This is a genomic window from Acetobacterium malicum subsp. dehalogenans DSM 11527, assembly GCF_000472665.1.
GTDB lineage: Bacteria > Bacillota > Clostridia > Eubacteriales > Eubacteriaceae > Acetobacterium > Acetobacterium malicum.
On sequence record NZ_AXAC01000015.1, the window covers coordinates 78,090 to 101,185 of the forward strand.

The 23,096-nt window shown below is 45.2% G+C and carries 17 protein-coding genes; 3 read left to right on the top strand and 14 right to left on the bottom strand.

What is annotated here, in order from left to right; translation table 11 throughout:
* The 12 genes from A3KS_RS0107305 to A3KS_RS0107360 form a co-directional block, all read right to left on the bottom strand.
* Positions 1-1,308 carry a DVU_1553 family AMP-dependent CoA ligase gene (locus A3KS_RS0107305; RefSeq protein WP_035355607.1) on the bottom strand — a complete coding sequence of 436 codons (1,308 nt, stop codon included), beginning with the start codon at positions 1,306-1,308 and terminating at the stop codon, positions 1-3.
* A 7-nt stretch (positions 1,309-1,315) separates the two neighbouring features.
* Positions 1,316-2,683, bottom strand: a complete 1,368-nt coding sequence (gene trsS, locus A3KS_RS0107310; protein WP_026394359.1) for a radical SAM (seleno)protein TrsS — start codon at positions 2,681-2,683, stop codon at positions 1,316-1,318.
* Complete coding sequence (locus A3KS_RS0107315; protein WP_026394360.1) at positions 2,680-3,144, bottom strand: DVU_1555 family C-GCAxxG-C-C protein; 465 nt, start codon at positions 3,142-3,144, stop codon at positions 2,680-2,682. The genes trsS and A3KS_RS0107315 overlap by 4 nt, the downstream gene beginning before the upstream one ends.
* Before the next feature lie 5 nt (positions 3,145-3,149).
* Positions 3,150-3,866 carry a DVU_1556 family methyltransferase gene (trsM, locus tag A3KS_RS0107320; protein WP_026394361.1) on the bottom strand — a complete coding sequence of 239 codons (717 nt, stop codon included), beginning with the start codon at positions 3,864-3,866 and terminating at the stop codon, positions 3,150-3,152.
* A 36-nt stretch (positions 3,867-3,902) separates the two neighbouring features.
* A complete protein-coding gene (locus tag A3KS_RS0107325) occupies positions 3,903-4,922 on the bottom strand; it encodes a molybdopterin-binding protein (protein ID WP_026394362.1) in 1,020 nt (339 codons plus the stop codon).
* Between the two features lie 26 nt (positions 4,923-4,948).
* Positions 4,949-5,152 carry a DVU_1557 family redox protein gene (locus A3KS_RS0107330; RefSeq protein ID WP_026394363.1) on the bottom strand — a complete coding sequence of 68 codons (204 nt, stop codon included), beginning with the start codon at positions 5,150-5,152 and terminating at the stop codon, positions 4,949-4,951.
* Entirely contained in the window at positions 5,145-5,405 is a 261-nt protein-coding gene (locus A3KS_RS0107335) for a hypothetical protein (RefSeq protein WP_026394364.1), read from the bottom strand. Before A3KS_RS0107335 ends, A3KS_RS0107330 begins: the two co-directional genes overlap by 8 nt.
* Before the next feature lie 49 nt (positions 5,406-5,454).
* On the bottom strand, positions 5,455-5,841 hold the full coding sequence (locus A3KS_RS20500) for a NifB/NifX family molybdenum-iron cluster-binding protein (RefSeq protein ID WP_051355736.1): 387 nt from the start codon (positions 5,839-5,841) through the stop codon (positions 5,455-5,457).
* Positions 5,842-5,876: 35 nt separating this feature from the next.
* The gene (locus A3KS_RS0107345) at positions 5,877-8,168 is read right to left on the bottom strand and encodes a pyridine nucleotide-disulfide oxidoreductase/dicluster-binding protein (RefSeq protein WP_026394365.1); all 2,292 of its coding nucleotides are present in this window, start codon (positions 8,166-8,168) and stop codon (positions 5,877-5,879) included.
* A 241-nt stretch (positions 8,169-8,409) separates the two neighbouring features.
* Complete coding sequence (locus A3KS_RS0107350; RefSeq protein ID WP_026394366.1) at positions 8,410-9,513, bottom strand: glycerol dehydrogenase; 1,104 nt, start codon at positions 9,511-9,513, stop codon at positions 8,410-8,412.
* An 81-nt stretch (positions 9,514-9,594) separates the two neighbouring features.
* Entirely contained in the window at positions 9,595-12,420 is a 2,826-nt protein-coding gene (locus A3KS_RS0107355) for a molybdopterin-dependent oxidoreductase (protein WP_026394367.1), read from the bottom strand.
* Positions 12,421-12,538: 118 nt separating this feature from the next.
* Positions 12,539-13,639, bottom strand: a complete 1,101-nt coding sequence (locus A3KS_RS0107360; RefSeq protein ID WP_026394368.1) for an NAD(P)-dependent alcohol dehydrogenase — start codon at positions 13,637-13,639, stop codon at positions 12,539-12,541.
* A gap of 373 nt (positions 13,640-14,012) precedes the next feature.
* Between A3KS_RS0107360 and A3KS_RS22495 the strand changes: the two genes are divergently transcribed.
* A complete protein-coding gene (locus A3KS_RS22495) occupies positions 14,013-15,911 on the top strand; it encodes a XylR N-terminal domain-containing protein (protein ID WP_026394369.1) in 1,899 nt (632 codons plus the stop codon).
* Between the two features lie 188 nt (positions 15,912-16,099).
* Here A3KS_RS22495 and A3KS_RS22500 read toward each other — a convergent pair whose 3' ends face one another.
* Positions 16,100-16,684, bottom strand: coding sequence for a TetR/AcrR family transcriptional regulator (locus tag A3KS_RS22500; RefSeq protein ID WP_026394370.1), 585 nt, complete (start codon positions 16,682-16,684; stop codon positions 16,100-16,102).
* Between the two features lie 252 nt (positions 16,685-16,936).
* On the opposite strand from A3KS_RS22500, the gene A3KS_RS0107375 reads away from it, so the two are divergent.
* On the top strand, positions 16,937-18,853 hold the full coding sequence (locus A3KS_RS0107375; protein WP_026394371.1) for an oxidoreductase: 1,917 nt from the start codon (positions 16,937-16,939) through the stop codon (positions 18,851-18,853).
* A gap of 211 nt (positions 18,854-19,064) precedes the next feature.
* Entirely contained in the window at positions 19,065-19,577 is a 513-nt protein-coding gene (locus A3KS_RS20515) for a DUF1097 domain-containing protein (protein WP_051355737.1), read from the top strand.
* Between the two features lie 75 nt (positions 19,578-19,652).
* Here the strand turns inward: A3KS_RS20515 and A3KS_RS20520 are convergent, their stop codons facing one another.
* Positions 19,653-23,078: a molybdopterin-dependent oxidoreductase gene (locus A3KS_RS20520; protein ID WP_423219240.1), complete on the bottom strand. Its 3,426-nt coding sequence runs from the start codon at positions 23,076-23,078 to the stop codon at positions 19,653-19,655.
* Positions 23,079-23,096 lie beyond the last annotated feature (18 nt).

Below are 23,096 nucleotides of genomic sequence, written 5' to 3' on the forward strand. Positions count from 1 at the left end.
TTAACGTCTGTCAATAATTTTGCGCTTGATCATGCTGTTGACCATCTGATCCGGCTTAGCGACGTACCCCGGTTCAACTTCAATTTTCATGGTTTTTCCGTCCACTGAAAGAATATCAGTTAGCTTTTGTCTGATCTGCCTAATTTTTTCATCCCGCCGATCCGCATGAAAAAAACTCACCTGAATACTCAAAAGGCTGTCATTTTTCACCGTAACCTGATAATCGAGAATATTTTCATCGCCCAGCAGGGTTTCTTCAAACACATTAAGGTCAATAAATCGATCGTTTGCTAATTTGATCCGGTTCTTCAGTCGTCCCTCTACCTTTTTTAAGGTTCGCAATAACGTTCCGCAAGAACAGGGTGTTGTGGAAAAAGCGCCAATATCGCCGGTCCGGTAGCGGATCAGCGGCATCGCCTGGCGGTTAAAACTTGTAAATACAATTTCGCCATCGTGTCCGTCTGCTACGGGCTGGCCAGTTCCCGGATTAATGATTTCAAAATACAGATCCGCTTCCCGCAGATGATAACCATTTAATGCCGCACACTCGACGCCACCACCATAACCCATTTCGGTCATCCCATAATGATTAAAGACACGGCAATTAAATTTCTTATGCAGTTCAGCCACCATCGAATTTGGAACATAATCTGTACTTAACAACACTTTTTCGATTTGTCCAAAGCACTTTGCCTTGCTACGGCTTAAATAGAGCACCTGGATTGGAATCCCGACAATGCAGTTAATCTGATTTGTAATAATTGCGTGTTCCACGGCATCCAAATCGGTCATAAGACCAAGAATAATAGTGGTCGTTTTTGTTCGCCCCAGGGCTTTTTTCAAAAGATCTCCAATCGAGCCATCGGCCTGTCCAGGCAGCAATACCAGCACCCGGTCGGTCGGATCGGTTAATGACCTCATCCCATAGTCGAAAAAATCAACGGTTTTTTGTAAATCGGCATCGCTGAAAAAAATCCGTTTGCTCTTTCCACTGGTTCCCGATGTATTCAGCGTCACGATCCGGTCGACCTGATGTTGCGGAATACACAAAAAAGAAAAGGGATCCTTTTCAATATCATCAGCCGTCGTAAAAGGCAGCTTTTTAAAATCATCAAGGCATTTGATTTGATGATAATCCCAATTAATAAACTTTTTTTGATAAAAAGAACTGTTATTTTTAGTATATCCCAGAATTTCTACCAACTTTTTTAATTGATATGCCTGTAGCTCACTCTGTTTAACCGATGATAAACCGGTTCTTTTTAAAATCCATTCTTCAATTGGAGTTTTTGGCAAGATTTTGTTCATCAGTTCCTCACTGGTTTCGATAAATGGACTGACCATTTATATTGGTCAGATTATATAAACAAAAGGGGATCAGTTGCCCTTTTGGATTGACAACGTGGATACAACAATCCTTCACCCGCTCGAGATCGACATTCCAGACATCCTGAAACGCCATGGCGGACAAACTAAATGAAGACTGTCTGATTTCATTGAGGATTTCATCCCATTGGTCTTGCTGATGATCCAGTTGCTTTTTTTCTTCATGCTTGTTGATCCTCGGATCCCTGATTATTTCACTGCTGGCCCATTTCTGAGCGACCTGGGCCTTGGTTTTTTGTGCCCCGACTTCGGCATTTTCTACTTTTTCGCAACATTTGGCAGCGGATTGTAATAAGGTCAGCGTCTTGTTTGGTTGCACCAGATAGCTGCCAAGAAATGAGCAACGGGCATTTTCACATCCTGGCGGACTGAAGCCGCTCTTCAAGATTCGCCCCTCTGTCTGCATTTCAATTTGATCCATCAACTCGCCCAGGGTTAGTCGCTTGGCTTCCACCGGTAGACCGGGTATTCGCCCAAAGTAACTCGCCGGTTGAAAGTGAACGCCTTTGACCGTTGGATTCCAGCTTGCCGCAAAATCAATGATACTGCCGATATTATGATCATTGATTCCCCGCACCAGGGTCGGTACCAGCACCACGCCGATGCGATATTTGCGGCAATTGTCCAGGGCTTTGGTTTTTACCGCCAGCAACGATTTTCCCCTTAACTTTTGGAAAATTTCATCTTCAGTGCCGTCAAACTGAAGGAACACCGAATTAAGACCGGCTTCTTTCAAGGCCTTTACATACGCCTCGTCCTCACCTAACCGAATCCCATTGGTGTTGATCTGGATAAACGAAAAGCCCATTTCATGTCCCAATTTGATAATATCGGGCAAATCATCTCTTAAGGTGGGTTCGCCGCCTGAGAGTTGAATATTGCAGTTTCCAGATGTTTGCATCACGCGATTATACATAAATTCCAGTTGTTCCATGGACAGATCATCTTTTATATCGCCATTGGCATCTGCGAAGCAAAATGAACAGCGCAGATTACAGCGCTGGGTGACTTCAATCAAGGCCGTGCAGGTATGCTGCCGGTGCGCCGCACATAAACCGCAGTCAAAGGGACAGCCTTTGTCAATCGACGTATTCGGTCGCTTAATCACCGCCGGTATTTTGGGGCGTACCCATTTTTCTATCGGAATACTGCCACGCCAGAGCAAGGCTTTAAAACGACCGTGCTCCGGACATGATTTTTCCAGATAGGTTTCATTGTCTTTGGTCCAGATGATCGCATTGATTTTTTTCAGGCAAACAGGACAGAGGCTCTCGGTTTTTGAAATAATCCGCTTCATTCGTTTTCCCGAAGCTCTCGATCGCCAAAGGTATAGCCATTTTCATAGAGAATCTCCCCAATCTTATCAAAGCTTTCCATGAGAATATCGCCGCATTTAATCGGATATTCGATGCTACCGTTTCTACTAAATTCACGCACACCGACGATATCCATACACTCGGTGCTTTCAAACCGCCAGTCAAACCATGAAGCAAACTCACGCACCATGCTCCCGTAATTCGCTTCGGAATATTCAGTGGTGGTCCCTTTACCGGCATACAGTCCGAAGATCCCGATCCCGCTGGTCAAAACCCCACAGGTTTTCTGACTACCGCCAATCCCGTTACATAAACCACCCATCACCCGCAAAAGATCAGCGTTCTCCTGCTCTTCCAGATCAAGGGCCAGCTTTAACATGATCTGACTGCAGCAAAAACCCTCTGATACCATCTTAAATACTTCAAATGCCTTATCGTCCAACTTCTTTATACCACCTTTCTTACGATCAACATATAATAACCCGGTTTGCATTTTTTAAGGGCTTCCTGAAAATGAGCGGCGCAGGCCCCGCCGGTTTTCTGCCAAAATATCCCCATCGAACCATACTCAAAAATAATTTTTACCATTAACTGACTTAATCGTTCGCTGTGATCCTCCGATTTGACTACTTCAAAGCCATTTTTGACTAATTGCTGCTTAATATCTTCAAGTCCATAAAGGCCGCGCATACAACTTCTAAAATTATCTTTTTTGACTTCAACAACCAGCTCCGGTTTTCTGGCGTAGACATCGGTGATAAAAAAATAGCCTCCGCTTTTCAAGATACGATGAACCCCGCTTAATACCGTACCGAGTTCATCCATTAAAGAAAGGGTACATTCGGAAATCACCCCATCAAAACTGTCATCATCAAAGGGTAGCATCTCACCGCTGCCAATGTGGTAGTCTCCGTCATCTCCGGTTTCTCGGGCAACTTGAATCAGTTTTTCGGATGGATCGATTCCCACCGACCGGATCCCCAGTTTCTTGTTGAGATAACGCATGGTGGCACCCTGACCGCAGCCAAGATCCAAAATCACTTGATCCGACCGCCATTGACACACCTCAATCCCCCGATCCGTTAATTCAAACCCGCCCGGTCTTAATGTTGTACCTAAAAGCTTTATCATCTCCGGGCTTTCGTAGGCACACTTTTTCTGCATTTTGTTCCTCCTGTCCTTGGTTCATCTTTGCACAATCTATTTGCCAAAGCCGCAATTTGGATAGGTACAGACCTCACAGGAAAGACAAAGCCCGCCCTGGCCCATGGTGGTAAAATCAGTGATCTGTAGTTTTTCATCGGTCATGATTCTCGATAATACCAGATCAAAAATGGTTCGCTTGGCATACATGACACAGCCTGGCAGACCCATGATGGGAATATTCTCTTGATAATAAGCCAGTAAGAACATCGCTCCCGGCAGCACCGGTGCACCATAGGTAATCATCCTGGCGCCGGTATTTTTAATGGCCAGGGGGGTCCGATCATCCGGATCCACACTCATCCCGCCGGTACAGATGATCATGTCAGCGCCCTGTTCAATCAGGCTGATGATCGACTGGGTGATCATTTCATGCTGATCATCAGAAATAACATGACCGATGATTTCCACATCAAATTCAGCCAGCTTTTCCGCTATCACCGGAGTGAAGGTATCCTTAATGCGACCGTGATAAACTTCACTTCCGGTTGTGACGATGCCAACTTTTTTATGGACATACTGGCGAATCTCAAAGATCGGCTCCCCTTCACAAATAGCTTTGGCCTGATTCATTTTTTGTTCTTCAATCACCAACGGGATGACCCGGGTGCCGGCAATGGTATCTCCTGCTTTGACCGGAAAGTTGCCATGGCGACTGGCGATCATGATATCACCGAGGGCATTGATCTGATTCATTTTATCCAGATTGATTTTTAATACCCCGTCACTGGCTGCAATCAGCTCGATTTTTCCCTCTTTTATTTCAGTTGCATTCATATTATCACCTTTGCAAAGATGGTACAGCATCTCGGCGGCTTCATCTTCATGAATCATCCCGGCCTTTTTTTCCCACACATACAGGTGTTCTTTCCCAATTGAAAGAAGCACCGGAATGTCTTCTGCTCTTAAAACATGACCTTTTCTGAATACCGGTCCCTTTTTCTCACCGCGAATAATCTGGGTCATGTCGTGACATAATACATGCCCAACGGCTTCTGTGATCTTTACTAATTCCATTATCTTTTATCCTTTTCTCAGCTTTTTTATTTATCTTCCAGTGCTGTTTCGACTTCCTTCATCTTGCCGTTAACAATCTCTTCCATGATATAGACCTGCCCGCAGACTGGACAGCGCGGAAAATCATGTCTGAATTGATGATTCATATAATTAAACTCAACCTTTTCCATTTGTAACGGGACCTGGCATTTCCCGCAGATCAGTTCACACTCCTGTTTGTTATTATCCATTTTTTGTAACCTCTTCAATCTGAATGCGATGATAATAAACCGAATCGACAATTACATCAGTCGCCTCAATTTTGTATTCAACCCAAAGCGTTAGCCTTCCGATTACCCGGTAGGCGGTAAATGTTTCTTTTTTGGTATTGATTATTTTCTGTTCTAAGTTCTCCGCCTGTTCAATCACGACACGGATATCTGCTAAAGAAATTCCTTCGCTTGCCAGTTTATTTACCAAAGTATCATTGATGATCAATTTCATTGGTGGCTCTCTTTTCCATTGTTATCATAAATTTCCAAAACTAACCTGATCACTCGCCACATTCACAATCGCCGTGATGCTCATGCATATGGGGATCGGCCCCTTCGTAGTCGCGGATCAGGCTGAGCTGATAGGCTTCCATCAAATCCAATGCATCTTTCGCCGAAAAACTTTCTCCGGCATAACGGGTAATGCATGCCCCTGCTAATTCATCAAAAGCCGGCTGCAAAATACGATTGGTAATCACGGCCTCGCAACCGGAATCAACTACTGCTTTGGCCATGGCAATACCATCATCACCATGTTGTTCTTCATTTGAATAGACGTCAAAACTTAGATCATCCGTTTCCACAATCAGGCAGTATGGACTGCTCTCAAAGTCTTCCGACACCTGTGAATTCAATGCGGTTGCTGATGTTGTAATACCGATTTTCATTGTGCTTCTCCATTTCCATTTTTATATATTCATGACTATTTTGCTGCCGGGTTCGAAAACTCATCGGCGATTTTCATCCGATGGGCATAAACATTTTTTAATTCGTAGCCGTCTGACAATTTTTGATAAGTCACCCAATAAGTTATCAGACCGCGGGTCAGATGAGCGGTCACGTCAGAATTTACCTGATTAATAACGAGGTTTCCGGTCGTTTCGCCATTACTGATCACCGCCATAACATCTTCATCCATAATCAGCTGGGCATTCATCACTTTTCGCAGTTCCGGCGAAATAACCAGCCGTGGCGCTGACTTAGGAATAGCTTGCTCTGAAGTAGCCAGTTCCACTGTTTTGGTGTCCGCAACGCTACCCGTCAGGCTGTTTTTTAAAGCGATCCGGTTCTGCCATCGTTGCGACAAACTAACGACCGCAGTTGACTCGATTCCCAGATCAAAAATCAGATTCAGCAGATGATCGCTTTCTTTTCCGGCTGATGCAAAGGTATCCCGGCAATTTGAGCAATAGGTCACGTAGGGGTAATTGGCCTGATTGACGCGATCTGTAACAATCTTTTGCTTAAGCCCCGGGTTCACTGCCTGAATGTGGCCGCCATAACTGCAGCACTTGGCCAGTTCGCCTTGATCAGACAACTCTTCGACTTGATAACCGATGGTCGTTAAAAGACTGCGCACGCTCTTCTGCATCGGCTGATCATAGCGGCTGGCACAGGGATCAAATATGGCCACCACATTTTTTTCATCATCATATTTCCAACGGGGATCAGGGTTGAGCGCCATCACCTGATAAAGGGAAATGGTTTTGATATCGGGCAAATACTGGGAAAATGTTTTCTTGCAGGTGGGGCAGGCCAGTACCACAAGCGGCTCTCCGGCTTCCTTCCACTGACTGGCAATTTGGGCATGAACCTGATCTCGCAGTGCTTCATCCCCAGCCCAGTCCGCCGGTACCCCACAACAGCCAACCAGAATTGACGCGTAGTGATCAAGCTTTTTGATAAACTCGAAGGCTGCGGTAACATAGCCTGGTGCCGATGCCCCGAGCTGACAACCGGGGAAAAACAGGTACTTGCTTTTTATTTTTTGTTCTGGAGTCATAAAGATATAGGCCTCATCGGAATTGGCAAATGCCATGTCCCGCATCCAGAAATCATGGTAGGCGGCGGGCATCGCTTTGTCTTTAAACAGGAAGTGTCTGGCTTTTAGAAGTTCCTCTTCCATATCGATACTTTCGGGACAGACGGTTTCACAAAGACCACATTGATTGCATGAATTAATCAACCGACTGGCAATGCGTTTAGAAAACTGTTCAACCGGCCGCATTGTCGCCATGACATCCTGGGTAATCCGCAGCGGTTTCTTTTTAAAATGCTGCATCATCTCGCAACTGTTGACACAAATATTGCAATCGCACTTCAGACAGCGTTTCGCCTCGCTGATCGCCTGCTCTGAAGTCATCACCCCATCGATCGCTTCCGGAAAAAGCGGATCTGAAATTTTTAATTTTAGATATTTCTCTTCGACTTCATCTTTTAGGTAGGTTGATGGTACCCCGTCCATTAAATTAACCTTCAGATATTTTTCGATCGAATGGGATACCCGCACGCCATGTTCGATTGCTGTAATCGGATCTGATCCAATCAACTCGCCGCCTAAAAAGACCCCCTGCTGTTGTGAACCGAGGGAATCCCGGTTCATGTCCGGTTCCAACCCAAAGGTCCGGCCATTTTTGCCAGTTGCAATATAGATCGCGTCCGCCTCAATTTCGCTGAGATCGACTATTTCCCGGGAAGGGATCAAATTAAACCTGGCGTGTTTAAATTCAAGTTCAAACTCAGCCAGAATTACTTCCTGGGGCAGCGTTTTTTTTAGCGCCCCACCGGGAAACGCTTCTTTCTCATAAACCATCACCTCATAATTTCTGCTGACCAGTTTATTGGCACACGCCATTCCGCTGAGACCCGCTCCGATAATGGCGACCCTTTTGTTTTTTTTAGGCGCATTAAAACTGATCGGATCCCGCTTATTCGTATATGCGACGCAGGCCATCTCTATTTTTCGCAACTCAATGGACAGATCCGATTGATTCCGCAGACAAACCAACTGACAAGGCTGGTGACAGATTCTGCTGACAATCCCCGGAAAAACAACCTGATTTCGGTATAAACGATAGGCTGCCGAAAAATTGCCATTCTGAACATTTTCGATCACCGCCCGAACGTCTACTTTTAAGGGACAGACACTCATACAGGGAGCCGGTGTTCCCTGAAAGCATGCTTCTGTATAATTGGCAAAGTCATTAATTTCCATTTGTTTTACCTCTGTTTATATTTTCAGGATAAATTTACTCAATATTGATCCAAGATCGATTATCTTAGTAATGTGGACAAGGGGCAGAAGCTCACGTTTTAGCCTCATACCCCTTAGTTGTCCATTATTCATTTAATAATTCTATATGATAATTCGTAAAGGTTTTGCTTGTTTCGTTCGGTATTCGGACGATTTAATTTCCAGGAGATATCTTAAAATCAATGTGTTTTAAATCTACTTCTTACTGTCGGGCTGCTTTAAATTTTTTACCCAGAGCATCGGCTAAAATCATCACATCATACAGCTCTTCTGGGGTACAGCCGCCTGGTTCATTCTGGGCGCTGTCAGTTGGCGATGCTGCTTTTGCGGCGGCAATTTTACAGCGTTCTTTATCCGTAATACCCATATCGGCCAAAGTCATTGGTGATCCAATGGCGTAGCAGAAATTCATCACTTCATCAAGCAATTCGGTTGGGGCACATTCAAAGAGAAGCTGGCAAATAGTACCGAAGGCAACCACATCACCATGCATGGAAGTACACTCATCCACGTCAGTCATGCCATTATAAATGGCATGGGCAATGGAAACACCGGCATTGTCACAGCCAACACCGCTTAGGTATATCGATGCTTCGATGGCTGCTTCCAGGTCATCGGTGACGACATGGTTTTCATTGGCAACAATTGCGCGGGGGCCATGTTCAATAATGGTTTTATAACAAAGTTCGGTAATTGCAAAAGCTACTTTAGTAATTCCGCCATTTTCAACACTGGGGGCCGCTGTTCGCACACAGGTCAAAGCTTCAAAATAAGTTGCCAATGCATCGCCCATGCCGGCAACCAGGAATTTTACTGGTGAATCAGCAATAACCTGGGAGTCAACAATGACCATTTCGGGATTTTTGGGATAGCATAGGTAAGCGTTGAAGGTGTGGTCATCATTATAAATAACCGATAATCCGGTACAAGCCGCATCACAGGAGGCAACGGTGGGCACAATCACAACCGCTTTGCCTTCATAGAAAGCCACCGCTTTGGCGGTATCGATGACGGAACCGCCACCGATCCCAACAATCACATCGATGCTGTCTTCTTTTACTATTTTTCGCAATGCTTCAATGGTGCTGATGGTGGAATGACCACTGAAATTTTCATAGCGGCGTTTAGCGTCTTTACCTTCATAACTTTTTTCAATTTTAACCTTAGCCGCCGCCCCACTTCTGCCCCCGGCAATAAACAGGAAAGATTTTCCTAAATATTCGACCCGGTCTGCAAATTCCAGTAAGGCGTCTTTTCCCTGCACATAAGCACCTGGTGCTCTCATTAATTTAATTCTTTTTGCCATAAATGTTGTCTCCTCTTGTTATTTTTATTGAGTTACCCTCTATCTATCAAAGTTTTCTGTTAAAGTTATCAATGAAAATTTTTAAACGGGATTAGATTTAATGTAGTCCAGTTCATCATAAAGATCTGAACCTAGGAAATAAGGTTGCGGTTTCCATTCCTGGTTTTCAGCTTTTGCGTTGATTCCGGCTTTGACTTTTTCTGGTGTGGCCGGTAAATCGTAGATTCTGACGCCAACTGCATTGTTAATGGCATTGATCACAGCAACATGTCCGCTGGACTGGTACAATTCAGAACATCCTGATGAGCCAAATGGTCCATATTTTCTGGGATTTTCTAGGAAGATCAAATTGATGTTATCAGGAATTTCCTGACAGTACGGAACACCGGCGCCAGCAATCGAGGAGCCTTTTTTGAGATCTTCATATTCTGTTTTTAACGCAAAGCTGATCGAATGTGAAATTCCGCCATACGCCTGACCTTCAACAGCCAATCTATTTCCGATGTTTCCAACATCACCAACCGCGGTAAATCCGACACAGGTTGTTTTGCCAGTTTCCACTTCAACTTCTACTTCAGCCATGAACGCTCCATACATATAAGCAGTGGTTGGATCCCCTTCACCGGTGTTGGGATTAATTTCTACCCCAGTTCCGCCGGCATCATAGACACCAAGGTATTTGGTTTCTATTCCTTCAGCGACCATTTCAGCATGGGTCCGGAATGTGCCATCTGCTTTTCTCATCGCATCCATCAGTTTGTTGGCTGCATCAATGACGGCAAAGCCGGCCATATAATGACAACGACTACCGGCTGCGATACCGGTATCCGGGCAACGATGGCTGTCATTCATATACAGTTTAATCTGTTCTGCTTTTATACCCAGTGGTTTTAGCGCTTCATGGGTAACTGACAGCGTCCCGATATCGCCACCCTGTCCCTGATCTTCCCAGGTGTTAAAATGAGTGACGGTGCCATCGGCATTAAGCTCGAGGGCTACTTCGGCATGATCAAAGGTTCCTAAGGTTACGTTGAAGCCGCCACAGGTGATCCCCACACCACGTTTGACGGTATCGGTGCTCCCCGCTTTGGCACGGGCCTGAGCCTCTTGATAAAGTGGTCTCATGGTATCCAGGATTTCTTCCATTGGGTATTCTTTGAATTCAAAGTTATTGATATTGGTTTGTCCTTCTCGGGCAACGTTGATATATCTGATTTCCAACGGATCGATATTCATTTCTTCTGCTAACATATCCATCAGTGCTTCTGATGTCGTATAAGCCTGTAGGCAACCGAATCCACGGTATGCGGTAGCAAAATTGTGATTGGTGAAACTTGCCCGGGCTAAACCGGTAACATTGGGAATCGCATATGGCCATCCCATAAAGCGGACAACTTTTTCAATGATATGATCAGTAAACTCGGTGTAAGGTCCCCGATCCATCCCCAGATCAAATTCCATGGCGGTCAGTTTACCATTTTCATCACAGGCCATTCTGGCATTACTATAAGCCGGGCCACGTTTGCCACTGAAGTGCATGAATTCATCATAAGACATGGTGAAGGTTAATGGTCGGTCCTTGATTTCCATCAGGCATGCTGCCATCAAAGCATAACTTCCTGGGGATGCCGCCCAGCCAAAGCTGGCGCCGGTGGTATTTTCAATGATCCGCAGGTTTTCCATGGGTAGGCCGACCCCGGGGCCGATGCCGGCACGGTTCCAACCGATCGATTGCGATTTACACTGGATAACCATATTCCCATCTTCATCCCAGTATCCCTGCATGGTATCTCCTTCAACCGATAAATGGGCTTCTCGGGAAGAATAAAAACTACCTTCAACTGTACGATAGGATTTTTCAATCACATCTTTAGCCGATTCACCCTTTAATACCGGTTGTTTGACATAAACATTTTCGCCGCCTTCATGAATGTGCAACGCATCTGGTTGAGCTGAATCCAGATAATTCATATATTCGGATAATGGTTCAAATTCTATTTTCACCATTTTTGCCGCTGCCCGAGCTTGTTCTTCGGTTTCAGCAATGACCATCCCCACGACTTCACCGTATCGTCTGATTACGGTATCGGCAAACAAAGGGCGTTCTAAGCCAGTTCGAATTGAACGCGGATGAGCAAACGGTACAATAACCTTGTTCATACCCTGAACGTCTTTGGCAGTAATAATTTTAACAACACCTGGCATTTCTTCGGCAGCCGACGTATCAATGCTGATAATTTTTGCATGAGAATAGACTTTTGGTTGAATCATTGCCAGATGCAAGGTGCCTTCCGGTAATTTATATTTCAGATCATCCCCATAATCAGCCTGTCCTAAAACTTTTGCCAGTGCCGCAGGTCTTGGTCGGGATGATCCGTAAACCTGATTATCCTCATCTTTAAATGTGATATCCTCCATCGTTAACTCACCACGTAAAACTTTTGCGGCGGCCATAACGGCATCGACGATAGGTTTATAACCGGTACAACGACAGACATTGCGGTTTTTCTGGAACCATGCCCGTACTTCTTCACGGTTTGGATTGTTGTTTTCATCCAGCAATGCTTTTGAGGAAATAATAAATCCCGGGGTACAGAAGCCACACTGGACGCTGCCGAAAGTCATAAAGGCTTGCTGCAGTGGATGCAGGTTCCGCGCTGTTCCCAATCCTTCAATGGTTTCCACAACGCTGTGTTCCGCAACGCTTTTCATTTTTTTCACACAGGCACGTGTCAGTTTGCCATCGAGGATAACGGTACATGCCCCGCATTGCCCCACATTACAACCGACCTTGGTACCAGTCAGGCCCATTCGTCTTAAAACCGCAGCCAGGGTATCTTTTTCAGGATCACTGACAACGATTCTTTCAACGCCGTTAATGGTTAAAAACTTTTTAATAAATGACATTCTTAAATCCTCTCTTACTTATAATCTTTAATTAAGATGGATGTTCTAATTATTAAGTACTCAGACCATCCATCTTTGTTTAATTGATCGCATTATTCAATTTTGATAAGAACTGCTTTTATACTTCGCTTACTTTTAGTACACCTTTAACGGTTTCACCCTTGTGAACATCGTCATAGGCTTCATTAATTTTTTCAAAGTCATAAATTTTAATTAATTTATCAAAAGGGAACTGTCCATTTTTGTAGTATTCAATCAATTTGGGGATAAACAGTTGGGGAACTGAATTTCCCTGGATGACGCCAACTAAAGTTCTTCCTTCCATGGTAATCGCATCGAAAATATTCATCGTCACATCACCGGAAACCCCGACTTCAGCGCAAACCCCCAGAGTTCTCAGACAATAAAGGGCATTTTTAATAACCGGCTCAGCACCAGTGGTGTCAATCGAATAATGTGCCCCACCATTAGTGATGCGTTTAATTTCTGCTACCACGTCTTTGACTTCCCGGGTATTGACCGTATCGGTTGCTCCCAGTTCTTTAGCCAGCTCGAGTTTGCTGGCGGTACCGCCAACGGCAATGATCTTGTGACAATTTGCGATTTTAGCAGCCATAATAGCCGCCAGTCCAAGCGAGCCGCATCCAAAAACGGCAATTGTAGATCCGAATTCTGGTTTTAATGCGTTTAAGACGGTTCCGGCACCGGTTTCAAAGCCACAGCCTAAAGGTCCTAAGATTGTCAAATCCACTTCTTTATCAACCACCACGACATTGCGCTGATTGGCAACAGAATATTGTGAAAATGATGATTGTCCGAAAAAGCTGGATACTTTTTTGCCATTTAAGCTGAGTCGTGATGTCCCATCTGCCATGACACCACTAAACTGAAGCATGCCATTATTGACACAACAATAGGGTTTTCCGTCCAGACAATTTTCGCAGATTCCACAGGAACTGTAAGACAAGACTACATGATCACCAACCTTGATACCGGTTACGCCTTCTCCGACTTCCATAACGATACCAGAACCTTCATGACCAAAAACAGCAGGTAAAGGTACCGGAATTAACTGTTCCTGACCCAGTTGATCAGTGTGGCACAAACCAACCCCAACAATTTTAACCAACACTTCGTCGGCTTTTGGAGCGGCGACCTCAATCTCTTCTATCACATACTTTTCACCCTTGTTGTGAACAACAGCAGCTTTGCTTAACATATTCGAACCTCCTAGAATTAAAATGTTATGTTCTTCAATGAAAACGAGATGTTTTTCTGAATTACATGGGCTGATTATAATCCGAAATGTAAACCTTTTACAACGATTCAAAGAGCCGATGATTGATTGATTCTTCTGACCTTTTTGGACAGTCTCCCACTAATAATGACCCATTGGTCACCGATTGCAAAGTTCCTGCTATGACAGCTCGATCGATATTTTTTTGAACTTTTCATAGTTTATTGTCTGAATCTTAAAAATCATACTTTTTTTAAAAAAATATTCTATTCCCGAAAATTTATGATAGAATCTCACTAATTGTTTTTACGGACTTGTCTTAACAGGAAGTTGTATTACAGATGGAGGCTTTAAGGTGAATATTTCGGATTTCAAAATTGAAGAATTTTTAGATTTCAGACCACAGGAAGGCAATCTGTTCTTAAAGGATGCCCGCTCTCTGATTGTCAATACTGATGCTTTTGGTACCTTGCGCAACGATCTGATTCATAATCTCGGATTTGATCGGGCCAAGGGATTTCTGCTCCGATACGGCTGGCAGATTGGTTTTATCGACGGGGAAAGTGTGCTGCGGGACTTTGATTTCGAAAATGAACAGGAATATCTGGCCTTTGGATCGGTGCTCTTCGCATCGGAGGGATTTGGCCGGGCCGAAAATGATTTTATCCAAATCGATCGGCAGACTAAAACCTTTAATAAAAAAGGCCGATGGATCAACTCTTTCGAAGCTGATCAGCATATTCGTTTTTTTGGCGAAGCAGATGAGCCGGTCTGCTGGCTTCTGATCGGTTACGCCGGTGGTTATGGATCGGCCATTCTTGGTGAAACCGTCTACTTTGTCGAAACGAAATGCATGGGCAAGGGTGATCCTGTCTGTGAGTGGGAAGGCCGGACCCTAGCTGAGTGGGGCGGATCTGATTTTTCCGAGCTTCATTTTTATGAGCTTCAGACCATCAGCGAAGAACTGGAGACCGCCTATAAACGAATTCAGGAGCAGAACAAACAATTGGAAAAATCCCTGGATACTCATGAAGAACTCTATCAGCTGGTGCTCCATGCTGGCGATTTAAGCACCATCACCAACACGATTTCCGAACTTTTTGACGGGGTCATCCTGCTCTATAACAACCGCATGCGGCTGCTGACAGCGACTCATGGTATCGATTGTGAACTTACCAAGGCGATCAATCGTAAACTTGAACGGAATCTGAAAACCCAATTGTTTTGTTATTCAAACCGTGAGGTCAATTTGCTGAATCAGATCCAGAGAATTAATGTCAAAGTCAAGGATAACGAAATTGAGTATCATTATCTGGTATTTCCGATCATCACCGGTGAAGAAACCCTGGGTTTTATCCTGGCTCTCAATCAGGATCGCACGTCCATCCACCAGGAATCGGTTATCCTGCTGCAGCGCTCGGCTGATATCTATACCATGGAATTGATGCGACAGCGGGAACTGCTGACATTGGAACACCAGTTCAGAGCCGATTTTATCGAAACCCTGTTTTCCCAGAAATACACCTCCGAGGATACCCTGATCGCCTGGGGCGAGCGACTGGGGTTTAATGTCTTGGAACCCCATTATGTGTTGGCTCTGGAAATAGAGCAGCATTCGGAATTGGATGGTTTCGAAAAAAAACTCAAACAGCGAAAAGATAGCCTCGATGAACTGACCCAGTTGCTGAAGAAACGCTTCGCATCGTTTATGTATGCTGAAACAAACGAAAATATTGTCATTCTGATCCCGGCGAATAAACCCCGCGATTTTGTTGAAAAAACGGTTCTCAACTCCATCCGCGAAATATCGCTGCCGGAAAGCCACATCATGGTTGGGATCGGCAGCATTACTACAGGGATTGACAGCTATTACCAATCCTACACCGAAGCCGGCAAAGCCCAGAAAGTCATCCGTTTATTCCATAAAAAATACCCGATTCTTTTTTATGATGACCTCGGTTCAATGAGCGTGCTACTTGATGTTCAGGATTCTGAGACGCTACTGAAATTTATGAATACGAAACTCAAATCCCTTCTGGATTACGACGAAAAAAATAATGCCGATCTGTTAACCACGATGGAGCACTACCTCTCCTGCGAAAATATTTATAAAGCCTCTCAGGTCACTAATCTATCCTTAAGCGGTTTTAAATACCGGCTCAACAAAATAAAAGAGCTGTGTTGTGACCTTAATTCTCCGGATGCCCTATTCGATTTTCAACTGGCGATTAAAATATATCGACTCTCCCAATAAGATTAGTTTTGAGTTTGATATTGTTGGGATTCAACCATGAAGATTCTTTACATTCAAAAAGCGAAGTGACCAAGCATCCCGGATGCTCATCACTTCGCTTTTTTGCAATTCTTTTTTATTGTCTAGTTTTGGGGTTACTAACACAAAACGTTGCTGATACGCTGCTTGCCCGTAAATTCGCTTGGGTTTCAGGGCTCAAACAGCCCAATCACTGCATCCAGGGTCGCATTTGGGATCGACCGTTCGGGATTCTGAATAAAATCCATGATATTTCCTAGGAGATAGTGCCAGTAAATTTCCCCAAACTCTCTGGCATCGCCCTTTTTAAATTCTCCCGACTGGATCCCTTTCTCAAAAATCGGCCCAAAAAATTCACTACCGAAATCCTGATAAACCGGGTTTTTATATTTGGGATCATCCAACTCACCCTTGGCAAAGACAATTACATAAACTTGTAAGGGATGGTTATAGCAAGTTTCGCTGGGGGCAGACAGGAACCGCAATCCAAATTCCCGGATGGCCTCTTTGGCACTGGACATTGACTGGATTTCGGCCAAACATTCATTGAGGGAGTCCAGATATGAAAATAAAATTTCCGCTTTACTTTCAAAATAACGATAGATCAGCCCCTTGCTGATGTCAGCCGCTTCGGCGATGTCCGACATTTTTGTATTTTTATAGCCCCTATTAAAAAACATGGGCAAAGCAACCGACAATATTTGTTCACGTCTTCTGCTCTCTATTTCTTTTCGTTTTGCTTCTGATATTGACATATGAGACTCTCCTTATCTGGCTATTGTACTATAAATCTTAAAAAAACTAAAGATAATTTTATCAGGCATTTCAGAACTGATCACACTAGTTTCTTTAAATAAGTGAATTAATAATTTTGAATTTTCGTTTAAAAATGACCATTAAGTCATTAATGACCTTTTGGTTATTGACTAATGGGTCATTTGTTGTTATACTTCACATTATAAAGCATCTTGTCTTGCAATTCAAATTATTTATGGAGGTATTTATCGATGTTAGATTATCTATTCAGGCCTTTAACCATCAGAGGCAAAACAATTAAAAACCGCTGTGCCGTCCCCCCTATGGTAACGGATTACTGTACTGAAGACGGCAAAGCCACCGAACGTTTTATTGCTTATCATGAAGCAAAAGCCAAAGGTGGTTTCGGATTAATCATTACCGAAGACTATGCCATTGATCCCCTAGGTCGCGGTTTTTCTAAGGTAGCTGGTTTATGGAATGACGATCAGATTGAGAGTCATAGCGAATTGCCAAAACGCGTGCACCAATATGGCGCTGTGATTCTGGCTCAGATTTATCATAGCGGTCGTCAGACCAATCGGGACGCTATCCAATCATCACCCTATTCATCAACCCCAATTATGTGTCCATTTGGTACCGACGTTCCCAATGCGTTTACGACGGAAGAAGTTTCTGAAACTGTCAGCAAATATGGCGATACCGCACTCCGGGCAAAAAAATGCGGTTTTGATGGCGTCGAGATTCATGGTGCCCACGGTTATCTGATCACCCAATTCCTTTCGCCTTATTCCAATAAACGGGTTGATAAATACGGCGGCAGCTTCTTTAATCGGGCTCGTTTTGCAATCGAAATCATCCGTGACGTGCGAGCTAAATGTGGTGAAGATTTTATCATTGACATGCGTATTTCAGCTGATGAATTGGTGGAAGGTGGCTTGACACTTGAAGATAACAAAGCCCTGGTACCTTATCTTGAAGAAGCCGGACTGGATATGATTCATGTTTCGGCCGGCAACTATTTATCAGTCGATCTGAATGTGCCTTCAGCTTATGTCAAGCATGCCTGGTTTGTTGATATGGCCAAAGAAATCAAAGAAATCTGTAATATCCCGGTTATCGCTGTATCACGAATCAACGATCCGATTCTGGCTAACAGTATTCTTCGTTCCGGGAAAGCTGATTTCGTCGCCATGGGTCGGGCCTCGTTAGCTGATCCCGAACTTCCAAACAAAGCCCAAGAAGGCCGCTTTGAAGACATCCGAAAATGTATCGGCTGTAATGTTGGCTGTATCGGGGTGCTCTTCAATGATCAGCCAATCCGCTGTGTCCTCAATCCAACTTTGGGTAATGAATCCCATGCAGCCATTGAGCCAGCTGCTATTTCGAAAAAAGTAGCTGTCATCGGCGCCGGGCCCGCAGGTCTGGAAGCGGCCATGAGCGCCAAAAAAGCTGGTCATGATGTGACGGTTTACGAAAAAGAAAGCCATGCCGGCGGACAATTCTACAGTGCTGCTTTCCCGCCATGCAAGGGTGAAATCAGTGATTTCATCGTTTGGCAGACCACACAGTGTGAAAAGCTGAATATTCCCATCAACTATAACACGATCGTGACAACCGAATTAATGAAAACGGAAAAACCAGATACGATTGTTCTGGCAACCGGTGCCGTCCCGGTTATGCCCCCCATCAAAGGTAAAGAAAATGCCAATGTAGTGTTTGCCATCGATGTGCTGCTGGGCAAGGTTCAGCCGGGTGCTAACTGTGTTGTCATCGGCGGTGGTCAGGTCGGCATTGAAACTGCTCACTTCCTGGCGCAAATGCTACGAAATGTAACGGTTGTGGAAATGCTGGATGAAATCGCCCCGGACGAAGAAATCGGTCCAAAATGGCAACTGATGAAAGCCCTTGAAAATCGCAAGGTTAGAATGCTCACCAGCACCAAGGTAATGGAGATTACTGCCGATGCTGTAAAAGTCTCCGGTGCGACTGAAATGACATTGCCGGCTGATACGGTTGTCATTGCCACTGGTTCCAAAGCGGTTGTTGATTTAAAAGATGAACTCACTCAAGCCGGTTTCGAAGTAAAAGTGATCGGTGATGCGCACCAGGTTGCCACCGTCATGGAAGCGACCACCGAAGGATATGTAACTGGCCGATCAATTTAGTTTTAACTTATAATAATTAACAACAATATTTAACATCTAAACCCCATTTCCTCATAATGAAAGCTGTCGCACTTTGCTAGACAGCTTTCATTTCAAGATAACTCCCTTTTCCAAACACATTAACCAATATCTGCATCAATAAAATTTATTTCGTTATCATTAATCAAAATCACTAATTATAATCATTAATCAAATTTTGAAAGGTAGAATTATGTTACATTTAATTATCTTAGGGATCACTTCGGGCATTATTGCCGGTCTTTTTACCCATTTGGCCTTCGTTGCTGAAGTTTTGCCAGTTATTGTCTGGGTTGCTTTTCTTGGCGAAGCAACATTTTTTGCCGCAGGGGGAAAAAACAAAGGATTTGTCAAAGGCCTTGCGTCAAACCTTGCCGGCGTTTTTTGGGCCTATCTCATCTTTATGGTTTTAGCTACATGGGAATCGCAAATGACTATGAGTATCACTGTTTTCTTTGTGGTATTGTTTATGATTGCTCAGTCTAAAATTGACATTCTTTCGTTTACTCCCGGAACATTTATCGGGGCAGCTGCGCTTTTTGGCACAAAATCAGCCGCATTGCCGGATGGCGAACCTATCGGTGTCATCATTGCACTGATCCTCGGTTTTGTGATGGGTTGGGCCGCTGAAAAAGCTGCTGACACCATCATTCCACTGATTGAAAAGAAAAAAACTGCAAAAATCATTCAGGAAGAAAACATATAAAGATAAAGATAAAAATAAAAAAGGAGCTTCTACCATTTAGCTGATTCGCTATTTGGTAGAAGCTCTTTCTTTTTATTATTTAATAACCTTGTTCAAATCATCCTGAATTGTATTCATCAGATAATCAGTGCCAGGCAGTTTCTTAAACAACTGGCCATTGATGTAGGGGCTCAGTGCTAAACCTAGTAGCTCTGCTGAAAAATGCGTCAACAGCGACCCTGCTTTTACCCCTCGGAATACCGGGTGATCCTTTTCAATGGATTTTCTTATTCTTCCTGGGTCTGACGATCCCAGATCAGTCGAAAGAATTTCGGCAATCGCCTGAACCATATTAATATTATTGATTCCCAGCGGATTTTCCACTGCCTGTCTCACCTTCAGCAACCGTCCTTCAGTGTTTACAAAGGTGCCACTGACTTCCGGGAAAGCCAGGGCTGGCAGTACCACGTCGGCTTTTTGTGCGGCGTCAGTCAAGTGAGTATCCTGAACCATCAGAAATTCATAACCACTTAAATCGGCATTGGGATCTTCGCCGAAAAGCAACAGGGCTTTGGCCTTTGCCAGAACTACAGGGGTGTTGGTTACCCCCAGGGCATTTAGTCCCATACTGTTATTCTTGAACGCTACTCTGAAAACACCGCTGCGTATGCCATCGGCTTGATCAAGCAGAACCAGCATATTTCCGATCATTGCTGCCGCTTCTTCGGTAACATATTTATCACTGATAACCATGACCAGATTTTTGGCCTGAATCAGTCCTTTCCCGATTGTTCTGGCATCCTCGCTGATATCAAAATCAAAGAGTGAGGTTTTCAGGAGTTCTATATTTCCAAGATCAGTTTTAACCCTGCTGTTTTCCAGCACATGTTTGGTGATTTCTCCTAAAAATGGCAGCTGGTCAAAATCAAGGATAAACTCTTGGCCAAGCTTACCGTAGCCACTTTCCCGGTGATTGATCGACATAATAGTAGCGCCATTTTTTGATGCCTGGATCAACTTATACTTGACAATCGGATTGTCCGCTGGCAGCATTCCGAGAATCAGAATGGTATCGGCCGTAACAATCGCTTCCATATCCCGGATCTGATAGTCACCCTGGAGAACCGCTTCTTCTCCCGCCTTACGGTTACTGAAGCTGAAGGTTTCAGCCCGCAGTACCTTGGCCAGTTCGGTCATATTATAAATTTCCTCNTTGGTATACTTNGGTGANATNNCCATCTTCACGGCATTGGTGCCGTAACGGGCGGCAATGCTCTGGGATTTCTTGGCAATCATCACAAACGCATCGTACCAGCTGGCTTCTTCCAGCTCACCCTGTTTGTTACGGATCAGCGGCGTGGTCAGGCGATCACCCCACTGGACCAGATTGGTGCCGAAGCGGCCGCGGCCGCACATCACGCCCTGATTGAGGTCCCGATGGTTTTTCTGGGGAATCGCTTTAATGATGGTATCCCCTTTAGATTCAATGGTAATCTGGCAGCCAGCCGAACAATAGCCACAGGTAGATTCGGTTTTGTCAGTATCCAGGGGGATTTGTTTAATCCCAGTAAGGCCTTCTCTTAAGGCACCAGTGGGACAAACGGAGATACATAGCCCACAGCTGACACAACCGGTATCTTTCAGCGGCTGGCGTAGGGCTGGTTCGACAATGGTTTCAAAGCCCCGGTCAACCAGACCCAAAGCCGATACGCCGACGATGTCCTCACAAACCCGAACGCACAGACCACAGGTGATACATTTGCTGTTATCCCGGATAACAAAGGGGTGATCATCCTGGATTTTGGCTTCCGGATTCTTGCCTTTAAAACGTTCTGGTTTAACCTCATATTCGTTGGCATAGGCAACCAGCTTACATTCAAAGTAATCCTGACAGCCACATTCGAGACAGCGTTTCCCTTCTTCCACGGCCTGGAGGGGGCTATAACCTTCGACCACTTCCAGAAAGTTATCGTTCCGAGCATCAGGAGCCAGATGAGTCATCGCCGGGCGTTTGTTTTTCTTGATGCTTTCCAGATAATCCTGATCCACGGATTCCCGGATGACAAAGTAGGGTTCGTGATAGGCAACGGTTTCACCGTTCAGGTATCCTTCGATAAAAGGCACGGCTTTTTTGGCATCGCCAACGGCTTTAATGACAATAGAGGCACCGCTGTTAATACAATCCCCGCCAGCAAAAACGCCTTCCAGGTTAGTTCTAAATGTCTGTTCATCAGCCAGAACGGTGTTCCATTTGGACAGAGCCAGTCCATTTTCCCCACCAATCCCATCCGGGTTGATACCCTGGCCAATGGCCAGAATCAGGGTATCGATATCGAGAATCTCTTCTTCGCCCTCGATTGGAACCGGGCTGCGGCGACCGCTGGCATCAGGTTCGCCGAGAGCCATTTTCTGGAGCCGGATTTTAACGATCTGTCCGTCATCCCCCTTAATAACTTCTATCGGGTTGGTCAGATTCTTAAAGATCACCCCTTCTTCTTCGGCTTCGCTGATTTCGATGGCCTCGGCAGGCATTTCAGCTTTGGTGCGGCGGTAGATATTATAGACTTCTTTAGCGCCGAGACGCAGGGCGGTCCGGCAGGCATCCATGGCGGTGTTGCCACCACCAACGATGGCGACTTTTTCACCGAGGGTAATCGGTTCGTTATTGGCCACCTGTTGCAGCAGTTCAATCCCGCCGATCACACCGGTGGCATCGATACCGTCGCATCTTAAGCCAGAACTGGTCCAGGCACCCAGGGCGACATAGACAGCATCATGGTTTTGTCGGATCGTGTCAAAGGGGATATCGACGCCAATCCGGGTATTGTTTTTAAAAACCACGCCCATCTCTTCAATCAGTCCCACTTCTTCGTCAACGACGCCTTTGGGTAAGCGGTATTCAGGAATCCCGTAGCGGAGCATCCCACCCATTTTGGGCATGGCATCATAAATGGTGACGGCGTGGCCGGACTGGATCAGGTAGTAGGCGGCGGTGAGGCCGCCGGGGCCGCCNCCGATGATGCCAATGGATTTGCCGGTGGCTGGTGCAATTTCCGGCATGAACATCTCATGGGTCATATCAAAATCAGCGGCGAAACGTTTCAGCCAGGCGATCGAAATCGGTTCATCGACTTCGCCGCGACGGCAGGCCGNTTCGCAGGGATGGGGACAGACCCGGCCAATGGCACCGGGTAAGGGTAACTGCTCTTTAATCAGCTTCAAGGCTTCGGCGAATTCGCCGTTGGCAATCAGGCCGACGTAGCCCTGACAGTCGGTGGTGCCNGGACAGGCCCGTTTACAGGGGGCAACGCAGTCACCGATGTGTTTGGATAAGAGCAACTCCAGATTGGTTTTGCGGGATTCGATGACCCGGGGGGTCCGGGTGTTGACCACCATATTGTCGCTGATTTCAGTGGCACAGGCTTTTAAGATNTTGGGGATGCCGGCAACCTCCACGACGCAGAGTCCGCAGGATCCATAGATCTCCAGGCGTTCGTCATAGCACAGGGTGGGGATCTCAATTGCATTTTCCCGGGCGAC